At 71.2% G+C, this 18,959-nt stretch carries 18 protein-coding genes; all 18 read right to left on the bottom strand.

Annotation, left to right across the window (positions count from 1 at the left end; genetic code table 11):
* Nucleotides 1–244: 244 nt before the first annotated feature.
* Entirely contained in the window at nt 245–436 is a 192-nt protein-coding gene (locus tag EBH09_RS29795) for a hypothetical protein (protein ID WP_121750003.1), read from the bottom strand.
* 229 nt (nt 437–665) lie between these two features.
* Nucleotides 666–1,352 (bottom strand): ATP-binding cassette domain-containing protein, encoded by a 687-nt coding sequence (locus EBH09_RS29785; protein WP_121750002.1) that lies wholly within the window; start codon nt 1,350–1,352, stop codon nt 666–668.
* A complete protein-coding gene (locus tag EBH09_RS29780; protein WP_121750001.1) occupies nt 1,345–2,331 on the bottom strand; it encodes an ABC transporter ATP-binding protein in 987 nt (328 codons plus the stop codon). Before EBH09_RS29780 ends, EBH09_RS29785 begins: the two co-directional genes overlap by 8 nt.
* Nucleotides 2,328–3,221, bottom strand: coding sequence for an ABC transporter permease (locus EBH09_RS29775; protein WP_121750000.1), 894 nt, complete (start codon nt 3,219–3,221; stop codon nt 2,328–2,330). Before EBH09_RS29775 ends, EBH09_RS29780 begins: the two co-directional genes overlap by 4 nt.
* Before the next feature lie 5 nt (nt 3,222–3,226).
* Complete coding sequence (locus tag EBH09_RS29770) at nt 3,227–4,195, bottom strand: ABC transporter permease (RefSeq protein ID WP_193776734.1); 969 nt, start codon at nt 4,193–4,195, stop codon at nt 3,227–3,229.
* A gap of 32 nt (nt 4,196–4,227) precedes the next feature.
* Nucleotides 4,228–5,811, bottom strand: coding sequence for an ABC transporter substrate-binding protein (locus EBH09_RS29765; protein ID WP_121749998.1), 1,584 nt, complete (start codon nt 5,809–5,811; stop codon nt 4,228–4,230).
* Nucleotides 5,812–5,963: 152 nt separating this feature from the next.
* Entirely contained in the window at nt 5,964–6,674 is a 711-nt protein-coding gene (locus EBH09_RS29760; protein ID WP_345940961.1) for a hypothetical protein, read from the bottom strand.
* Between the two features lie 5 nt (nt 6,675–6,679).
* Nucleotides 6,680–7,033 carry a hypothetical protein gene (locus EBH09_RS29755; RefSeq protein ID WP_121749996.1) on the bottom strand — a complete coding sequence of 118 codons (354 nt, stop codon included), beginning with the start codon at nt 7,031–7,033 and terminating at the stop codon, nt 6,680–6,682.
* 15 nt (nt 7,034–7,048) lie between these two features.
* The gene (locus EBH09_RS29750; protein ID WP_121749995.1) at nt 7,049–9,250 is read right to left on the bottom strand and encodes a glycoside hydrolase domain-containing protein; all 2,202 of its coding nucleotides are present in this window, start codon (nt 9,248–9,250) and stop codon (nt 7,049–7,051) included.
* Between the two features lie 324 nt (nt 9,251–9,574).
* Entirely contained in the window at nt 9,575–10,768 is a 1,194-nt protein-coding gene (locus tag EBH09_RS29745; protein ID WP_238697566.1) for an ABC transporter permease, read from the bottom strand.
* 71 nt (nt 10,769–10,839) lie between these two features.
* Entirely contained in the window at nt 10,840–11,553 is a 714-nt protein-coding gene (locus tag EBH09_RS29740; RefSeq protein WP_121749993.1) for an ABC transporter ATP-binding protein, read from the bottom strand.
* A gap of 2 nt (nt 11,554–11,555) precedes the next feature.
* A complete protein-coding gene (locus EBH09_RS29735; RefSeq protein ID WP_121749992.1) occupies nt 11,556–12,896 on the bottom strand; it encodes a peptidoglycan-binding domain-containing protein in 1,341 nt (446 codons plus the stop codon).
* A gap of 8 nt (nt 12,897–12,904) precedes the next feature.
* A complete protein-coding gene (locus EBH09_RS29730; RefSeq protein ID WP_238697472.1) occupies nt 12,905–13,810 on the bottom strand; it encodes a hypothetical protein in 906 nt (301 codons plus the stop codon).
* 73 nt (nt 13,811–13,883) lie between these two features.
* Nucleotides 13,884–14,333, bottom strand: coding sequence for a hypothetical protein (locus EBH09_RS29725; RefSeq protein ID WP_121749991.1), 450 nt, complete (start codon nt 14,331–14,333; stop codon nt 13,884–13,886).
* A 409-nt stretch (nt 14,334–14,742) separates the two neighbouring features.
* Complete coding sequence (locus tag EBH09_RS29720) at nt 14,743–15,252, bottom strand: O-acetyl-ADP-ribose deacetylase (RefSeq protein WP_121749990.1); 510 nt, start codon at nt 15,250–15,252, stop codon at nt 14,743–14,745.
* A gap of 48 nt (nt 15,253–15,300) precedes the next feature.
* Nucleotides 15,301–16,710, bottom strand: a complete 1,410-nt coding sequence (locus EBH09_RS29715; protein WP_121749989.1) for an NAD(P)/FAD-dependent oxidoreductase — start codon at nt 16,708–16,710, stop codon at nt 15,301–15,303.
* Nucleotides 16,711–17,193: 483 nt separating this feature from the next.
* Nucleotides 17,194–18,039 carry an inositol monophosphatase family protein gene (locus EBH09_RS29710; protein WP_121749988.1) on the bottom strand — a complete coding sequence of 282 codons (846 nt, stop codon included), beginning with the start codon at nt 18,037–18,039 and terminating at the stop codon, nt 17,194–17,196.
* A gap of 151 nt (nt 18,040–18,190) precedes the next feature.
* The coding region (locus EBH09_RS29705) for a gamma-glutamyltransferase (protein WP_193776606.1) at nt 18,191–18,959 on the bottom strand (769 nt) is incomplete at its 5' end.

The following is an 18,959-nucleotide window of genomic DNA, read 5'->3' as shown; positions in this document are numbered from 1 at the left end:
CGGCTGACGACCGGGCGGGACGGGCGGGCCGGGGTTCCGGCGGGTGACACGGGCGAGTGCGGCATGACCGTGGCCTTCCGTGGGCTTCGGGGGCGGCTCAACGCACGGTGCTGTGAGAGCAGTTGAGGTGGGGGTGGATCGCAACTGCCGGTGACGCAGGGACTACTGAGTCAGGCACACCCTAGAACCCGAACACAACCGAATCAATTACCCCGTCGGACTTTGTTGGTTCCTGATGGAGGTCTCAGGCGTCCTGGACTCCCGCCACACCCGCCTCGATCACGAACGACCTGTCGGTGCGGACCGGGGCGCCGGGCCGGGTGACGCAGTCGACGACGCGGTAGTCGGCGGTGTACCGGTCCCTCGACGCCGAGCAGCGGACGTAGCCTCGGCGGCTGCTGTAGTACTTGGTGTGCGGGTTCTCGTCCCAGTACACCTGGACGGGGTCGTGGGTGGCCGAACCGTCGCCGCCCGAGGTGGTTGTTGTGCCCGGGCCGGCGCGGCGTCCCAGTTGGCGAATTGAAGTGCTCTCCCGGCCGGAGCCGGGAGATTCCCACCTACCTTGCGGTGGCGGGCTTGACGCGACGGGCACGCCTGACGACTGCCCTCCCGGCAGCCGGGATCGCCACGTGGCCGATCCGGTACAAGCGCAAGATGTCTACCTTCTAGCGGATGGCCACATCGTCGGCCGAGACCGCAGCGGTCAGAGTGGCCCATTCGACGGTGCGGTCGCACCAGCGGTCGAGCAGGACGCGGTCGTGGCCGACGGCCAGCAGCCCCGCGCCGGTGGCGGCCCGGTACTCCTCCACCACGCGGACCAGGGCGGCGGTGGTCGAGGCGTCGAGCATCGCCGTCATCTCGTCGCACACCAGCCAGCGCGGGCGCAGCACGAGGGCGCGGGCCAGACAGGCGCGCTGCAACTGGCCGTCACTGACCTCGTGCGGACGCCTGCTCAGCAGGTCGGTGGTCAGTCCGACGGTGGCGGCCAGTTCGGCGACCCGGTCGGCGACGCCCTCGCGCCGGCCGGTGGCGCGCAGCGGTTCGGCGATCAGGTCGGTGAGCGCCAGCCGGGGGTCCGCGGAGAGCCGGGCCTGCTGGAAGACGACGCCGAAGGCGGTGCGCTGCTCGCGCGGGGCGCGGTGGCGCCAGCGCCGTACGGGTGTGCCGTCGACCACCAGGGTGCCGGCGTCGGGGTGGTGCAGCAGGGCCGCGACGCGCGCCAGAGTGGACTTGCCGCAGCCGCTCGGGCCGAGCAGCCCGACGGCCTCGCCCGGGGAGATCGTCAGGGATATGTTCCGGATCACGGGCGCGTTCCCGGCGTAGCCCGCGGTGATGTCGCTCAGTTCAAGCACGGTCGGCGGCCTCCGTGAGCGCTGCGTGCGGGTGGTGGCAGGCGACCGTGCCGCTCAGCGGCGGCAGCGTGGCGCAGGAGTCGGTCGCCCGCTCGCAGCGGGCGGCGAAGGCACAGCCGCCGGGGAGGGCGCCGAGTTCGGGCGGCAGGCCGGGAATGGGGGTGAAGGCCCGGTCGGGCAGGGCGTCGAGCAGGCCCCGGCTGTAGGGATGGCGGGGGCCCGGAGCGCCGAAGAACTCACGGGCGTCGGCGAGTTCGACGATGCGGCCGGCGTACATCACGGCGATCCGGTCGGCGATGCGCTCGGCGGCGGCCAGGTCGTGGGTGATCATCAGCAGGGCCCGGTTCTCACCACCCGCCCTGTTGTCGACATGTCGCCTCAGCTCGTCGACGGTGCGGTCCACCAGGTCCCGGTCGAGTCCGGTGGTCGGTTCGTCGGCGAGCAGCAGCGGGGCTTCACCGACCAGGGCGAGGGCGGTGGCGGCGCGCTGGGCGAGACCGCCGGAGAGTTCGTGCGGGTGGTGGTCGAGGTGGTCCACCGGGAACGCGGCGCGCTCGGCGGCGGCTTCCGCGGCCTCGCGCAGGGCCGCACGGCCGCGGACCGCGGTGTGTGCCGCGACCGTCTCCTCCAACTGGGAGCGGACGGTGCGGACCGGGGTGAGGTGAGCGGCCGGACTCTGCGGGACCAGGCCGATCAGCCTGCCGCGCACGGTGCGGGCCAAGGTCCGCTCGTCGGCGGCGAGCAGGTCCAGCTCGCCGAGCAGCGCGCTGCCCGCGGTCCGCGCGTTGCCGGGCAGCAGTCCGAGCAGGGCGGAGGCGAGGACGGACTTGCCGCAGCCGCTCTCGCCGATCAGGGCCAGGCACTCGCCGGCCGCCACGTCGAAGTGGGCGTCGGTGACGGCGGCGACGCGGCGCCCGCCCGGCATCAGGAAGCGCACCGACAGACCGCGTACCGACAGCACGGAGGCTCGCTCGGTCACAGCATCAGCTCCGATCGGCGGCGGGGGTTGATCCGCTCCCGCCAGGCACCCGCGAGACCGGCGACGGCGAGGGTGGGGACGATGAGGAACAGGCCGGGGAAGAGGGTCGGCCACCACTGCCCGGCGAGCAGCGATCCCCGCGCCTCCTGGATCAGGTTGCCGAGGCTCGCGGTGTGGGTGGGCAGCCCGAGCCCGAGGAAGGACAGCGCCGACTCGTGCCACATGGCGTGCGGCACCATCAGTACGGCGGCCAGCGCGGCCTGGGGCAGCACGCCCGGCAGCAGATGCCGTACGGCCACCCGCCACCGGGACGCGCCGCCGGAGACTGCCGCGTCGATGTAGGGGCGCGAGCGCAGCGACAGCACCTCGGCACGGACGATGCGCGCGGTGGACAGCCAGTGGGTGAGCGCGACGGAGATCACCACGGGCCAGACGCCCGGCCGGAACATCGCGACGATGAAGATGCCCAGCAGCAGGTGGGGGACGGAGGCGATCGTGTCGACGACCCGCATGACGACCCGGTCGACCCAGCCGCCCAGCGCTCCGGCGGTGGCGCCCACGGCGGTGCCGACCACGGTGGCCGTCAGCGCCGCCGCCACCCCGACGAGCAGGGAGACGCGCAGGCCGTACACGCAGCGCAGCAGCAGGTCGCGGCCGACGTCGTCGGTGCCGAACGGGTGCTGCGGGCTGGGCGGTTGCAGCTTGACGGCCAGGTCGACGGCCTGTTGGTCGAGCTGGACCAGCGGCGGCACGAGCAGCACGGCGAGGACGGTCACGGTCAGCAGCGCCGCGGAGGTGCGCAGGCGCAGGGTGCGGGTGGAGCGGCGGTCCGTGCCGTGGGACCGCCACACGGTGGGCCGTTCCGCCTTCTCGGCTGTGATCTCAGCCATGGGACTCACATTTCACTGAGTTTCACCCTCGGGTCGAACAGTCCGTAGAGCAGGTCGGCGAGCAGGTTGCCGGCGAGTACGGCGGCGGTGGCGAGGGCGGTCAGGGCGGCCAGCAGCGGGAAGTCGACGGCGGTGGCCGCCTCGACGGTGGCCGCGGCGATGCCCGGCCAGCTGAAGACGCTCTCCACCAGCAGGGCGCCGGTGATGAGTTCGGGAACACGGGAGCCGATCAGCGTGAGCACCGGCAGCAGCCCCGAGCGCAGGGCGTGCCCGAACAGGACGGTGGCCTCCCCGATGCCGCGGGCCCGCGCGCCGCGCACCGGGTCCTCGGCCAGGGCGTCGCCGACGCCCTGGCGCACGTAGAGGGTGAACCAGGGCAGCTGGGAGACGGCGAGCACGCCGGCCGGCAGCACGATGTGGCTCGCGACCTGTCCGAGGGTGACCTGTTCGCTGGCGGTGTCCGTCAGACCACCGGCCGGCAGGACGTCCCACTGGAGGGCGAACAGCCACACGGCGAGCAGCGCGATCCAGAAGACCGGCGCCGCCTCCAGGGTGTAGGCGAGCGAGGTGACGGCCCGGTCGAGCATCGATCCGGGGCGGCGGGCGGCCAGCACACCGAGGAGCGTGCCGACCAGGACCGCCACGGCGAAGGCGACGGCGCACAGCAGCGCGGACCAGACGAGGCGTTCGCCGATGACCTGGGCCACCGGCTGGCGCATCACCCCGGAGTGGCCGAGATCGCCGGTGAGCGCCGAGCCCAGCCAGTTCCACCAGCGGACGACGAAGGACTGGTCCACGCCGAGGTTCTCCCGCAGCCGGTCCAGGGTCTCCTGGTCGGCGCCGAGCGCGGCGGTGCCGGCGTAGGCCTTGACGGGGTCGAACGGGGAGGCGGCGGCGATGGCGAACACGCCGAAGGTGACGACGAGGACGACGGGGACGGCGAACAGCGCCCGCCGTCCCGCGAGGCGTGCCATCGCCCCCCAGGGCAGCCGCCCGGGAGATCGGGTCATTTCTTCGGCTGCCAGTCCTCGATGTTCCACCAGGGCCCGCTGGCGAAGCCGTGCTCGTGCGGCTCCAGCTGGGTGGTCAGCCCGTCCCAGCGGTCGGCGAGGACGTAGAGGTGGTCGATGTGGGTGAGGAAGGTGTAGCCGGGGTTCTCGACCAGGGCCCGCTGGATCTCCTCGTAGGCGGCCTCGCGCTTCTTCGCGTCCTTGCTGCGGCGGCCGGCGTCGAGTGCCTCGTCGACCGCCTTGTTGTCGTAGCCGGCCATGTTGTTGAAGCCGTCGTTGGCGAGGGAGGAGTGCAGCAGGGTGTAAAGGCCGAAGTCCGGGTCGCCGACGCTGCCGAAGCCCGCCAGGACGGCGTCGTGCTTCATCCGCGGCTCGATGACGTCCCAGGTGGCGCCCTCCACCTTCACCTCGATGCCGGCCTTCTTGGCGTCGGAGGCGTAGGCGAGCGCGTGGTCCTGGCGGACCTTGTCGCCCGAGGGGTAGTACAGGGTGAACGAGGCGCGCTGTCCGTCCTTGGCGCGGACGCCGCCGGAGCCCGCCTTCCAGCCGGCCTCGTCCAGGATGCGCTTGGCCTCGGCGAGGTCGTGCGGGCGCTCGATGCCGCGCGCGTACCAGGGGTCGTCGGCGGGCAGCGGCCCGTACGCCGGCCGGCCCGCGCCGTCGAGGATCTTGTCGACCATGGCCCGGCGGTCCACGGCGGCGTCCAGCGCCTGCCGGACGGCGCGGTCGCCGGTGACCTTGCCCGTGGTGGGCAGGGTGACGGCCCGGAAGTCGTAGGACCTGGCCTGGTACGTGCGGCTGCCGTCGTCCGTCTTGAAGGTGGCGGCGAGGTTGGGCGGCAGGACGGCGCCGTCGAGGTCACCGGAGCGCAGGCGGGTGGCGCGGACGTTGTCGTCGGCGATGATCGCCATGGTGAACGACTTCACCGCGGGCTTGCCGCCCCAGTAGTGCGGATTGGCCTTGAAGGTGAGCTTCTCGCCCTTGCTCCAGTCGGCGAGCACGTACGGGCCGGTGCCGACGGGCTCGGTGTTGAAGGCACCGGTGTTGGGGTCCTGCTCGCCCGCGATGTGTTCGGGGACGATGGGCAGCACCGTGCGGGCCGCGAAGGGCGCGTACGGGTACTCGAGGGAGAAGACGACGGTGTCGTCGCCCTTCGCGCGGACGTCCTTGACGGCTTCCAGTTCGCTGCGGGCGGTGTTGTTGGTCTTCGCGTCGAGGACGGTGCGGTACGTGTAGACCACGTCCTGGGCGGTCAGCGGTTCGCCGTCGCTGAACTTCACGCCGTCGCGCAGGGTGTACGTGTACGTCTTGCCGCCGTCGGTGATCTTCGGCAACGCGGTCGCGAGCGCGGGCCTCAGCTTCAGGTCGGTGTCACGGGCGAGCAGCCCGTCGAAGATCTTGGAGTTTCCGTCCTTGCCGTAGCCGAGCAGCGGGCTCAGTGTGTCCGGCTCGGATGCCACGCCGATCACGACGGACTCGGCGGCCTTGGCGTCGGCGCCGCCACCAGGTGCCGAGCAGGCGCTCACGCCTGCGGCCAGGGCGGCCGATACGGCGGCTGCTCGTATCCGACGGGTTCTCATGTTCCCCCCACGCTTGCTGCAAAAGACATGCTATTGCACATCAATCGCAATGAAGCGTCAAGCCGAGACGGACCGGCGGCCGGACGAGGCGGGCACCGACAGTCGGGGGGCGGACCGAACGGTCCGCCCCCCGACCGCGTTCACCGCGGGCCTCAGCTCGCCCGCTGCTCCTTCACCAGCTTCTTCGCACGGTCGCGACGGGACGTGCCGAAGACGTCCACGTGCACGCCGGCGCCCTGGCCGGGGGTGGCCTCCGCCGTGCGGAGCCGGTCGGCGAGCTCGCGCACTCGCACGTCGTCCGGGCCGAGGCCGATGTAGAACAGCGACTCGTCCACCGGGCTGTCGTCGCCGCCCCAGCGCACCACGCCCCCGCAGTCGGCGAGGATGTCGCGCACGGTCACCAGTTGCAGCGGGAAGAGCCCACCGGCCGCGCTCGCGCCCGGACGGACCCGCACCGCGGTGCCGGAGGCGAGGTTCGACTCCGGCAGGTCCTTCTTCAGTCCGTCGATCGGCTGCCAGCCGGCGAGGTCGACGCGGTGCAGCTGCTCGACCTCGTAGTGGAAGCGCCGGACGACGTGGAACAGGATCGCCTGCGCGTCGCCGATGCGGACGTCGACTTCCAGTCCGGTGCCGGAGACCGGGCGGGTCCAGACCGTGGAGACGTGATTGGCCTCCTTCTCCAGCGTCCACCCGTTGGCCGAGGCGGGGGCCTTGCGGCGGGTACCGGGCGCGCTCCGGGGAGCGGTCACCGGAGCGGCCGCGGCCACGGACGGGACGACAGCCCCGACGGCGGCCGCGGCGGTGAGCACGCCCGCGCTCTTGACGACGAACCGTCTCGGAATGCCGTTCTTGTTGTGGGACACGTCTTTCAATTCCTTCCCCAGCTGATGATGACGAGGGTGAGCGTGGGCGCCGCGGTGGCCGCGGCGCTCAGCAGCCAGTAGCCGCGTGGTGTCAGCGCCGTCCTGCGTCGCAGCGGACGGTTGGCCAGCCACCACAGGAGACCGAACAGCGTGAGGATCGGTGCCGCGACCAGCACCCAGGGCAGGATCCCGTCGTTCTCGGTGGGTTCGCGGTCGGTCCAGCCCAGGGCGGCCAGGGGCCAGTTGGACGCGAAATACCAGAGCAGGAAGGCGGGAACGACGGCCGGAATCCCCAGCAGGACGTTGACGACCAGGGGGATGCTCAGCCTGAGCCACGGGTGTGCGGTGCTCGTCTTCACTCGGTCTCACTCGGTCTACTGGGCGCGGGACAGGATGTTGTAGTTCTCCAGCACGTTGTACAGGCCGATCAGCTCACGCCCGTACTTCGCGGCGTCGTCACCGGTGCCGTTGTACCGGGCCAGCAGTGCCTGCGTCTGGGCCGGGGTGGTGGACAGGCTCGGGCGAGGGGCACCGAGCTGGTGGGCGTTGTAGATGGTCAGGTACGCCACCGAGCGGATGTTGTACGTCGGGTCCTCGTTGAGCTGCTTCCACACCGACGCGATGTCGCCGTTGGTGAGAGGCGTGCCGTTGATGATGCCCTGCTGCATGCAGTAGTTGCGGGCCTCGATGGTCACCCAGGCGAAGATCTGTCCCCAGCCGGTGCTGCAGTCGTCGTCCAGCCCTGCCTTGACCGCCTCGTCGGCGGCGACGTCGAATGGGTTGAGTTTGCGCAGCTCCCACAGGACCGGCGCCTGGATCAGAGCCTTGCGGAGCTTGAGCTGCCGTGCCAGCGAGGTGAACAGCCAGTCCGCGCTGAGTACCAGCTCGACCGCCTTGGTGTTGGAGATGCCGCCGAGCGTGACCCAGTCGTCGTCGGCCTCCCAGCCCTCCCCGCCGGTCTCCGGAACGCCGATGGAGTCCAGGTACGTGCGGACGTCCTGGAGCAGGGCGTCCCCGTACGCGTCCTTGTCCAGGTCCGTGTCCAGGCCGTCCAGCGAGATGCCCGGGTCGAAGTCGCCCTGGCCGGTGTCACGGCCCGAGGTGATGTTGTTGTCGATCTCGATGGACCCGGTCCCCGAACCGACGGTGATGGTGGAGATCTGGTCGAAGGCCCAGTTGGTGGGCAGTGGGTAACCGAGGTTCCCGGAGAAGCCGCTGGACATGTCGGAGACGAAACTGGTCACGGCGTACCCGGCGTCCGCGACGCGCTGGCACACGTTGCGCGGGCCGTAGACGCCCACGCGGTAGCCGGAGTTCTCACTGATGGCGCGCAGCACCCCGCGGAAGTGCGGGAGGACGTAGTCCGTGACCTCGCCGTCCATCGCGTCGTAGTCCACGGCGAAGTAGATGACGGTGCCCGACTTGAAGCCGTGGAACTGGGCCCACTCGATCGCCCGGAACGCGTCGGCCGTGCCCTGGTTGTAGCTGAAGTAGTCCGCGGACCGGCTCCACGTCTGGAAGATCGGGAAGCAGCGCAGACCGGCCGCCTTGATGGTGGCCAGCTCGCCCGGCTGGATCTGCTTCTCCGGCAGGCTCGTGCTGGAGGGGTTGAAGAGGTAGCGGCCGATGTACTGGTAACCGGCGTCCTTCAACGCCTGCGCCCGGGCCGGCGTGATCATGGTGACGCCGTCGCAGGCCGTGCCCTTGCGGGACTGGTCGCCGTAGGAGACGAGCAGTGAGGCCCAGGTCTGGAAGTCGCCCTTGCCGGTGACCGGGAGCTTGCTGAAGGACTGGAAGGTCTGCACGCCGGACTGCACCGTGGCGGTGAAGTTGCCGAAGGGGACGCCGCGCTTGTTGAGGATCATGGCCGCGGTGAAGAGCTGCGCCCAGACCCCGGTGGTGCCCAGCGACACGGTGTGGCTCTTCAGGCCGGACTGGGTGCCCGGTCCGAAGACGCCGTTGGCCACGCCGTCCGCCATGCCCAGCTCGTACTGGATCGCGAACAGCATCGACTTGGCGACATCGCGGGAGTGATGGCCGTCGCAGGGGATGATGTAGAAGTCCTTGCGCAGGACGTACCTGCCGTTCAGCCACTGCTGGATGGACCGGATGGCGTCCGAGCCGTTGCCGACGGTGACGTAGGCGTCCATGTTGAACAGGCCCTTGACCACCTTCGGCCACAGGGAGCTGCCCGGGTAGGTGCCGGAGACGCCCATGTTCTGGTTGAGCTTCACGACCGCGGCCTTGACCCGGTCGTTGTACTGGCCGTCGATCTCGCCGCCGTCGTAGCCCTTGCAGTACAGGGCGGACTGGATGATGCGGCAGAAGTTGGCCGACGGGACGGTCGTCTCGTCGAGCTTGCCGTACAGCTCGCCCAGCTTCCCGAGGGTGGTCGGGCCGAAGGAGTTGGACAGGGCGGTGATGCCCATCTCGTACTGGAGCGCACGGGTCAGCGCGTACATCACGGGCCAGCCGGTCCGGCCGTCCTCGTCCAGCTTGGATATGCCGAGCGTGGCGCCGTCGTTGTAGGTCGTGTTGATGAATCTCTGGGCGCGCTGCACCATCTCGTCTGCCATGGGCTTCCTCCTGTCGTCCGGAAATGAGGCGGGGAGGAAAGCGCTGTCCTCGCGGCGCGGGGGAATTCCGAGCCGGCGTCTTGGCGCGTGGAACGGCACCCCCAACGGGGCCATGCCTGAGAACCCCCCTCGTCGCGTACCGCGGGCACACGGGTCACGGTGCGCGGAGCGACTTGTCGTGATCTTCCGTCGCACTGTGAGGGGGGTCAAGTCCGTTATACGGAGAGAGCGTTGAACTGCTAGTTGATCATCTTCGCTTCGTCACTCATCCGTGATCCACACGGTATGGAAATCGTGCACAACCTTCGGCCGGTTCGGCTGTCGTCAGCGACGCAGTGCCTCGACGGGCTGGATGCGGCTCGCGCGCCAGGACGGGTAGAGGCCGGCCAGCAGGCCGGTGGCGAGGCCGAGAGCGGGCGCCGAGACGAGGGTCAGGGGAGCGAGGACGGGCGTCCACGCGTTGTGCAGGGAGACACCGACGACGACCGCGGTGCCCAGCGAGGTTCCCGCCACACCGCCGACCAGTCCCAGCGCGGCGGACTCGGTCAGGAACTGCCAGGTGATGTGGCGGGCCCGCGCGCCGAGGGCACGCCGCAGTCCGATCTCGCCGACGCGTTCCATGACGGCGACCAGCGTGGTGTTGGCGATGCCGACCGCGCCGATGACCAGGCAGACGATCGACAGCAGCAGGAACAGCTGCCCCAGGTCGCCGCCCACGGCGTCGCGGAGGGCTTTGGGGTTCGGCGGCGGAACCGCGCGCAGGTACTCGGGGTGGTCGGGGCGCAGGGCCAGGGCGGCCTCGTCGGCGACCTGGGAGGCCGCGCCGAGTTCCGTGGAGACGAGCATCCTGGCGCGCTCGTCCCGCGGCGGCCCCCAGGTCCGCTCGGCGGTGCTCCTGGGGACGACGACGGACAGGAGCAGGTCCGGCATGCGCTGAACGTCGTCGAAGACACCGATCACGGTGAACGCGTGGTCGCCGATGAAGACGGCGGGCTGAGTCCGCAGCGTGGTGATGCCCAGGCGCGCGGCCGTCGAGGAGCCGATCACGGCCACCGACTGGTCGTGCGTGTCGTGGAAGGCGTCCCATCCGCGGCCCTGCACGAAGTGCGGCGCGGCCGCGGACAGTACGCCGGAGGACGCGGCGACGACGGGGGTCTGCGCCACGGCTCCGTCGCCGCCGTCCGCGGGAGAGGACCGGACGGTCTCCCCCGGCGGGAGACGGACCTTCCAGTACACACCGGCGGCCTCGACCCCGTTCACCCGTGCCATCCTGCGGTCGGCGTCCTCGGGGAACGCCAACGGGACCCGGTCGGCGTCGCGCCCGCCCGTGTCCTCCACGGTCACCTCGGTCGCGGTGAGGCGGTTGAAGCGGGTGTCGATCTGCGCGGCCGCGGTACCGGTGAGACCCAGTACGGCGATGAACGCGCCGACCCCCAGTACCGTGCCGAGGGAGGTCAGGACGGAACGCGCGGGACGTTGCAGGATGCCCGCCACCGCCTCCGCGAGCAGGTCCCGCACCGCGAACCGCGAGCGGGCCGGGGCAGGGCCCGGGGACGCCGGCGAGGACTCGGTTCCGCGCCACCGTCGGCTCAGCACGGCGCACCCGCCAAGATGGTGCGGCCCTCGGACAGCACGCCGTCGCGGATGGTGATGACGCGCTGCCCGCGTCGGGCGACGTCCTTGTCGTGCGTGATGACCAGGACGGTCATGCCGTCGGCGTGGAGCTGGTCGAGCAGGTCGAGGATGGAGGCCGCGGTCTCGCTGTCGAGATTGCCGGTCGGCTCGTCGCACAGCAGCAGCGAGGGTTCACCGACCAGGGCCCGTGCGACGGCGACGCGCTGCCGCTCGCCGCCGGACAGGTGGGTGGGGAGGGCGTGGGCGCGATGAGCCAGCCCGACGCGGGCGAGGACCCGGGCGGCCCTGTCCCGGCGTTCGCGGCGGGGCGTGCGCCGGTAGACCAGGGCCAGCTCTACGTTCTCCTGGGCGGTGCGGTGGGGCAGCAGGTGGAACGACTGGAACACGAAGCCGATGTGCCGTCCCCGCAGGGCCGCCCGCTGGTGGTCGCCGACCGTGGAGGTGTCCACGCCGTCGAGCCGGTAGGCACCCCGGGTGGGGTTGTCGAGGAGGCCGAGGACATTGAGCAGGCTGGACTTCCCCGATCCCGACGGGCCCACGATGGAGACGAACTCACCGTGCTCGATCAGCAGATCACAGGGACGGAGAGCGGTGACCGGCGGCGGGCCCGGGTAGGTGAGCCCGAGCCCTTCCAGGTGGATGACGGCCGGGCGAGCGGTGTGCGGCATGGTCAGTACTCCCCTGTGGCGCGCTGCTCGTCCACCCCGACGACGACCCGGTCGTCCACGGCGAGGGACCGCCGGTCCACCGGCGTGATCTGCACGTATCCGTCCGCCGTCATCCCGGTGTCGACGACCACGCGCCGCTCCCGCTCGCCGCGCCGCACCAGGACCGTCGTCTGCCCGTCCGCGCCCGCGGAGACCGCCGAGGCGGGGACCGCGAGGACCTTCTTTCCGGAGGAGGCGGCGGTGATGGTGAGCCGGACGTCCTCGCCGGCCAGGCCGGCGGGCAGCCGGCCGGCGGGCTTGACCTTCACCGGGTAGGTGTCGGCGCCGGACCGCTCCGCGTCCTTCTGCGGCTTCGCGGGCTTGTCGGCGACCGATTCGACGGTTCCGTCGGCGCGGGACCCGGTGGTCTCGGACGCGATGGAGACCTTCTGGCCCGGCTTCAGCAGCCCTTTCATCTCCGCGCCCACCGAGCCGTTGACGATCAGGTCACCGGCTGCGATGGAGACGAGATCTCCCGACGCCTCGTCACCCACCTGGGCGGAGACCTGTTCCACGAAGGCGGGCTCGGCACGGACGTAGGCGATCTCCGTCATCGGGACCACGGGGCGCGGTAGGGGTGTCGCCGCATCGACGGGAGTGGTCTCCACGTCCGCTCTTGGCGAGGAGGCGCTTTCGGTCGCGGGGCCCGCCTGCGAGGGGCCCTCCTCCGGTGTCATCGGGGCCGGTGCCGGATCGGTCGTTTCCGTCACGGGGCTGTACCCGTGCGCCTCGTAGAGGAGTCCGACCGCCCGTTCGGTGCCCGCGCCGAAGGTTCCGGCGGGGTCGCCGCCCGAGGCGTAGCCCAGCTCGGCGAGTGCCTTCTGCAACTGGGCGACGTCCTCCCCCGTGCTGCCGAACCGGAGATCCCGGTAGGCCGGGACAGCTCCCCTCAGCACGAACACCGGGCGGCCGGAGACCTCCAGCAACAGCTGCCCCATGTCAACGGAACGTCCCGCCTTCACGGCCATCTTCGTCACGATCGAGCGGCCGGCCTCCTTGCCGCCCGCGCCCTCCCCCGAGACGTCGATCTGCTGCGAAGCGGCGACCTTGCCGCGGATGACGACCGTTTCCGCGAGGACCTTCTCCTGGACGGCGGCGGTCAGCACGCTCGCCGGAGGGGGACGTGTGTCGGCGGCGGCCTGTGCCGGCGACTTGATGAACGACGCGGCGGCCACTCCGGCGCCCGTCAGGACCACGGAGCCGACGACCACGATCACCAGGGCCCGGCGCCGGCGCTTCAGCCCGCCGTGCGGCCGGCGCGCCGGGGTGCCCTCGTTCGAGACGATCTCTTCAGCCTCAGCCATGCGAAGTCCTACTCGCCCTTGACGATCCGCGACGCGTTGCGCACCGCGGCGTCGATCTTCTTGCGCCCCGCCGACAGTTCCTCGGCGTGCTGCTCGATGGCTTCCCTCTGCAGGGCGGCCTCGGCCCGGAACCAGGTCCACGCCACCTTGGTCTTCTGGCGGCAGGTGATGTCGGTGGTGGCGGTGGCGATCTCCTCGGAAGTCACCTCCGGGGAGCTGAACCGGGAATCGTCGCTGGCGTCCAGGGGCTTTTGGTAGTCGTATCCGCTGCGCTTCATGCACGCCGACCAGGCCGCGAACGCCTTGACCACCTCTGGCTCCTGCTGGGACCTCACGAACGCCGCGTTGCCCAGGTCCACGGCGGTGCGGGCCTGGACCGCGTCGCTGTCGATCTCCTTGTTCGCCGCGCCCACGCAGCCGCCTTCGGGCACCTTCTTGCCGTCGACCTCCTGGATGCGGCCGTCGAGCGCCCGCGCGTCCGGGCCGTCCGCCGTGGTGCCGTCGACGGCTCCCTTCTCCACGGCGGCGTCGTAGGCCTCCTGCTCCTCGGCGTCGGGCTTGTACCCCCGCTCCTTGGCCAGCGCCATGTCATGGATGCCGTAACGCCAGTCGGTCAGCGTCTTCGGCCCGACCCTGGGCAGGTCGGGAGCGGGTACCCAGGTGAAACCGAAGCCCTTCATGCAGTCGCCGATCAACAGTTTCTTCGCCTGCGACAGCCGGCTCTGTTCCTGGTCCGTCGGCAGATACGCCTGGACGGGGAGGACCCAGCTCTGCGGGTTCTGCTGGTCGAACGACTCCGTCTGCGTCTCGGCGTTCGACTGCGAGGAGCAGCCGGTGAGCAGGAACAACACCGTGACCGCGACCCCGGCGGCCGTCGCGGAACCGGAGGAGTGAAATCTGAGAGGAGACAGCATGGGAGGGCTTTCTTGAGAGGCAGGAGAAATCAGGAGAGGGCGCCCGCGCCGAGGCGCAGGCGCTCTCGACCGATCAGCTCTTCCAGTTGAACGAAGCGTTCTCGTTGTAGGTGGCTTCGAGCTGGTTCACCGTGCCCCAGATGTAGTCGGCGGCACCCTTGTATCCGCTGTTGTAATACAGGACTCCGGTGTAGGTGGAGTGGCTGTTGCGGGCGGACGCCGCATTGTTCTTCACCCGCTGGCCGCTTCCGGCGCTTCTGAATCCGCAATACTTGAGCGGGCTGTAACCGGTGCCGTCCTGGACCGAGTCGAAGTCGTACACCGCGTATCCGATGTTCCGGTAGTCCCCGGCCAGGTTGGAGTTGTAGAAGATGCGGAACTTGAAATTGTTGCTCGACTCGTAATTGCAGCCGAACCAGTAGTTCTCGTAATCCCCGCTCGCCGCGGCCGCGGGCGGGGCCATACCGGCTCCGACCGCCGCAGCCATCGCAAAACACAGCACTGCCTTCTTCAGATGGCGCATGTCGCCTTCCCTTTCGATTACACGCACAAAAAACACACGGGTGCCCGCAATGGGGAATTGCAGGGACCCGTGATGCGCGCATGGTGTCTGATACGGACCTCAGTACACACACGCGTTCGAAAGTTTTCAAGTGGTCTTGAATCACCACGAACAAGGGATGTTTCCGGATCGTTACGGGAAGCCGTACAACCCTCTGCGCCACCCTGCCGCACACCTGAATGTCCAGCGGCTGCAAACATCGGGAAAAGGAGCTCAACGATCTTGAAACGGGCATCACGGCGATCCTGCCCGTTCTGCAGACAAGCACCGCCAACTGCGGGCCGCGCCGCGCAGAGGTCACGATCGGGGAACGATGATGATCGCTTGACGTTCCGTCAGATGCCGCCCTCTCGGCGTGCGGTGAGGGCAATCAGCCCAGTCGCGAGGCGAACGCCGCGTGGGCGCGGGTGTCGAACAGGACGAACCGGACCTCCGCGACCGCGGTCGGGGTGTTGCGTACCGTCTCGACGGCGATGCGGGCCGCGTCGTCCATCGGCCAGCGGTAGACGCCGGTGGAGATGGCGGGGAAGGCGACCGTGCGGGCGCCCAGCTCGTCGGCGAGGCGCAGGGACTCGCGGTAGCAGGAGGCGAGGAGTTCGGAACGGTCCTCGGTCTCACTGTGCACCGGGCCCACCGTGTGGATCACCCAGCGCGCGTCCAGGGCGCCGGCCGTGGTAACGACGGCCAGGCCGGTGGCCAGGCCCTTGCCGAGGTGCCCCGCGCGGAGCTTGCGGCACTCCGCGAGGATCTCGGGGCCGCCGCGCCGGTGGATGGCGCCGTCCACGCCGCCTCCGCCGAGCAGGGATGAATTGGCCGCGTTGACGATCGCGTCGGCGCTCTCGCGGGTGATGTCGCCCTGGACGAGCGTGATGGCGGTCACGGGTGTTCCCCCGATCAGTGCGGTTTCGTCGTCACGCCTGCTGTCCGGTCACGTCTGCCGCAGCCTGCGCCAGACGGCCTTCGCCGCGTTGTGACCCGACATGCCGTGCACCCCGGGGCCCGGCGGGGTTGCCGACGAGCAGATGAAGACGGCCGGGTGCGGGGTGGCGTACGGGAACAGGGACAGTTTGGGACGGAGCAGGAGCTGGAGGCCGGAGACCGCGCCGGAGGCGATGTCGCCGCCGACGTAATTGGCGTTGCGGGCGGCGAGTTCGGGCGGTCCCGCGGTGGCGCGGGCGAGGACGCGGTCGCGGAAGCCGGGGGCGAAGCGCTCCAGTTGACGCTCGACGGCGTCGGTGAGGTCGCCGGTCCAGCCGTTGGGGACGTGCCCGTACGCCCAGAAGACGTGCTTGCCCTCCGGGGCCCGGGTGGGGTCGGCGACGCTCGGCTGCACGGTGATGAGGAACGGTGCGTCGGGTGCCCGGCCCTGGCGGGATGCCGCGTTCAGTGCCGCGCCGATCTCCGCGCTGTCGGCGCCGATCTGCACGGTGCCCGCGGTGCGGGGCTCCTGGGCGGTCCACGGGACGGGGCCGTCCAGCGCATAGTCGATCTTGAAGACGCCGGGGCCGTACCGGTAGTCGGCGTAGTGGTTGCCGAGGCCGGCGATGCGGGCCAGGGCCGTGGGCGAGGTGTCGAAGACGTAGGCGCGCGCGGGCGGCAGGTCGTCGAGGCGCTTCACCTCGTAGTCGGTGTGGACGGCGCCGCCGAGGTCCTTGAGGTAGGCGGCGAGGGCGTCGGAGATGCTCTGCGAACCGCCGCGGGCCACGGGCCAGCCGCGGGCGTGCGCGGCGAGGGCGAAGACCAGGCCTATGGCGCCGGTGGCGAAGCCGCCGAGCGGGGCCATGACGTGCGCGACGAGCCCGGCGAAGAGGGCCTTGGCCTTGTCGTCGCGGAAGCGGCGCATCAGCCACGTCGACGGGGGCAGGCCGGCCAGGCCGAACCGGGCGAGGGTGACCGGGTCGCGCGGCAGCGCGGTGAGCGGAAGGGACATGAAGTCGCGGGCGAGCGTGTCCCACCTGGGGAGGAAGGGCTCGATCAGCCTGCGGTACGCGCCCGCGTCGCGTGCTCCGAAGGAGGCGGCCGTCTCACCGACCGACCGGGACAGGACGGCGGCCGAGCCGTCCGGGAACGGATGCGCCATGGGCAGCCCGGCGTGCAGCCACTCCAGTCCGTACCGCTCCAGGGGCAGGGCGCGGAACGCCGGCGAGTTGATGCCCAGCGGGTGTGCGGCGGAGCACGGGTCGTGCCGGAAGCCCGGCAGGGTCAGCTCCTCCGTGCGGGCCCCGCCGCCCACGGTGCTCCGCGCCTCGAACACGGCGACCGAGAAGCCGCGCCGGGCCAGCTCCACGGCAGCGGTCAGTCCGTTCGGCCCCGCACCCACCACGACCGCATCGAGCATCGACGGCACCTTCGGACCCCTTCGTCAGACGATGGCCACTGGGGATCAGGATATGCCCGGGAGCAGGCGGAACGGACGGGGCGGCGGGATAGGGTCCGGCGGACGACGCGCCGCACACGCTTCCCCGGCCCCCGGGAGGGGCTCTGGCTCCGGTACGAGATCGGCGAGGACGGGCCTGCGCTTCGGCAGGCGGCCTTCGACCGGTCGCTGCCGGTCCCGCCCGCCGGGGACCCCTTTCACCGCACGGACTGCCGCACGGGCGGGATCGCCGACGGCGGCGCGTCGGTGGCGGCCGCTCGCGATGATCTCCGCTCGACGCTGGAACAGTTCGGGCCGGACTGCCGCCGTTCTACGAGACCGTGTACGGCGTGCTGACGGACGGCCCGGTCGAGGTCCCGCCCGGCGCCGAGGACGTCGCCGGGGCCGAGTTCGAGGTCGTCCGGATCAACTTCGACGTCCGGCCGGAGCGCCCCGACCTGGAGATCAGGCTTCGCCCGACAGCAGTGCCACCACCTGGCGGGCCGTGGCCGCGTCGCGGGCCGCGGTGAACGGCAGGTCGTTGCCGCCCGTGATCCGGAAGGGCTCGCCCGCGCGGGTCAGGTGGGTTCCGCCCGCCTCCTCCACCAGGAGGATCCCTGCGGCGTGGTCCCAGGCGGCCTCCCAGGAGAAGGCCGTGGCGTCGGACTCGCCCTGGGCGACGGCGAGGTACTCCAGCCCGGCCGAGCCGCAGGCGCGGGGTGCCACGCCCGGGGTGCGCAGGCCGAGCAGGGCGTGCTTCTGCTCGTCGGTGGTGTAGTCCGGGTGGGACGTGGCGACCCGTAGGTCGCGGCCGGGCTCGGGCGGGCCGGCGTACAGCCGCTCGCCGTCCAGGAAGGCGCCCCGGCCGCGTACGGCCGTGGCGAGCCGGTCGTCGGCGGGGGCGTAGGTCCAGGAGGCGTGCACGACGCCGTGGTGGGCGAGCGCCACCAGCGTGCAGAAGCCCGGGTCGCCGTGCACGAACTGCCGTGTCCCGTCGACGGGGTCGATGATCCACACCGGTGCCTCGCCGCGTATCGCCTCGTACGACGCGGGGTTGGCGTGCACCGCCTCCTCGCCGACCACGGCCGAGCCGGGCAGCAGGGCGGACAGGACATCGGTGAGGTAGAGCTCGGCCTTGCGGTCGGCGTCCGTCACCAGGTCGTGCGGGCCGGCCTTCTCGTCGACCTCGTGTGCCGCGAGCCGGCGCCAGCGCGGCATGATCTCCAGGGCGGCCGCCTTGCGGACGGCCTCCTCCACCTCGTCGGCCTGCCGGGCGAGAAACTCGTCGATGGTTTCGTTGTTCTCGATCATGCCTCCATGAGAGCACGCCCCACTGACAATCCCCACCCGGGTGGTGTACTCCGGGTGGAATCGGCACGAACACCGGGTGCCGGTGTCCGCGAAGGCGAGGCAGCGGGTCGACCGGCTGAAGCGCGGGGGTCCACGAGGTGAGGCTCGGAGGTCAGCGGCCGACCGCGTAGCCCTGCATTCCGCGCGGGTTCGCCGCCGCCGACAGCACGCCCGTCTCCGGGTTCCGCGCGACGGCGCACAGCCGGCCCTCGGACCAGGCCTCGCCGACCGTCACGTCGTGCCCGCGGCGCCGCAGCTCCTCGACGACCTCCGCCGGCACGCGGGACTCCACAGTGACGCTTCCGGCCCGCATGCCGCGCGGGAAGAACGACCCGGGGAAACTGTCGTTGTGCCAGTTCGGCGCGTCGATCGCGCCCTGGAGGTCGAGGCCGCCGCGCACCGGGGCGCGCAGCGCGACCGCCAGCAGGAAGTGCAGCTGCCACTGGTCCTGCTGGTCGCCGCCGGGCGTTCCGAACGCCATGACGGGCACCCCGTCGCGCAGGGCGATGGAGGGCGTGAGCGTGGTGCGCGGCCGGCGGCCCGGGGTGAGCGAGTTGGGCAGGCCCTCCTCCAGCCAGGTCATCTGGAGCCGGGTGCCGAGCGGGAAGCCCAGTTCGGGCACGACGGGGTTGGACTGGAGCCAGCCGCCGCTGGGGGTTGCCGAGACCATGTTGCCCCAGCGGTCCACGATGTCGAGGTGGCAGGTGTCGCCGCGGGTGCCCCCGTCGGCGGCGACGTCCGGTTCACCCGGCACCGGCGATGTCGGGCTCTTGGCGACCGTCGGCTCGCCGACCCCCAGGGCTTCGAAGCCCTCACCCTCCACGGCCGCCACGCGCGCGTGGGCGCTGAGCCGCGGGGCGCGTCCGCCCGGGCTGCCGGGC

The sequence above is a fragment of the Streptomyces sp. E2N166 genome (genome assembly GCF_003671715.1).
In the GTDB taxonomy this organism is placed as follows: Bacteria; Actinomycetota; Actinomycetes; order Streptomycetales; family Streptomycetaceae; genus Streptomyces; species Streptomyces thinghirensis.
Note: the sequence above shows the minus strand (reverse complement) of the source record. Positions and strands in the feature narration are given on the sequence as shown.

What these genes read in the sequence shown, in the direction of transcription:
- EBH09_RS29775 (WP_121750000.1), bottom strand. Translation starts at nt 3,221, where the DNA reads ATGGCTGAGATCACAGCCGAGAAGGCGGAACGGCCCACCGTGTGGCGG.
- EBH09_RS29770 (WP_193776734.1), bottom strand. Translation starts at nt 4,195, where the DNA reads ATGGCACGCCTCGCGGGACGGCGGGCGCTGTTCGCCGTCCCCGTCGTC.
- EBH09_RS29765 (WP_121749998.1), bottom strand. Translation starts at nt 5,811, where the DNA reads ATGAGAACCCGTCGGATACGAGCAGCCGCCGTATCGGCCGCCCTGGCC.
- EBH09_RS29750 (WP_121749995.1), bottom strand. Translation starts at nt 9,250, where the DNA reads ATGGCAGACGAGATGGTGCAGCGCGCCCAGAGATTCATCAACACGACC.
- EBH09_RS29740 (WP_121749993.1), bottom strand. Translation starts at nt 11,553, where the DNA reads ATGCCGCACACCGCTCGCCCGGCCGTCATCCACCTGGAAGGGCTCGGG.
- EBH09_RS29735 (WP_121749992.1), bottom strand. Translation starts at nt 12,896, where the DNA reads ATGGCTGAGGCTGAAGAGATCGTCTCGAACGAGGGCACCCCGGCGCGC.
- EBH09_RS29730 (WP_238697472.1), bottom strand. Translation starts at nt 13,810, where the DNA reads ATGCTGTCTCCTCTCAGATTTCACTCCTCCGGTTCCGCGACGGCCGCC.
- EBH09_RS29725 (WP_121749991.1), bottom strand. Translation starts at nt 14,333, where the DNA reads ATGCGCCATCTGAAGAAGGCAGTGCTGTGTTTTGCGATGGCTGCGGCG.
- EBH09_RS29715 (WP_121749989.1), bottom strand. Translation starts at nt 16,710, where the DNA reads ATGCTCGATGCGGTCGTGGTGGGTGCGGGGCCGAACGGACTGACCGCT.
- EBH09_RS29710 (WP_121749988.1), bottom strand. Translation starts at nt 18,039, where the DNA reads ATGATCGAGAACAACGAAACCATCGACGAGTTTCTCGCCCGGCAGGCC.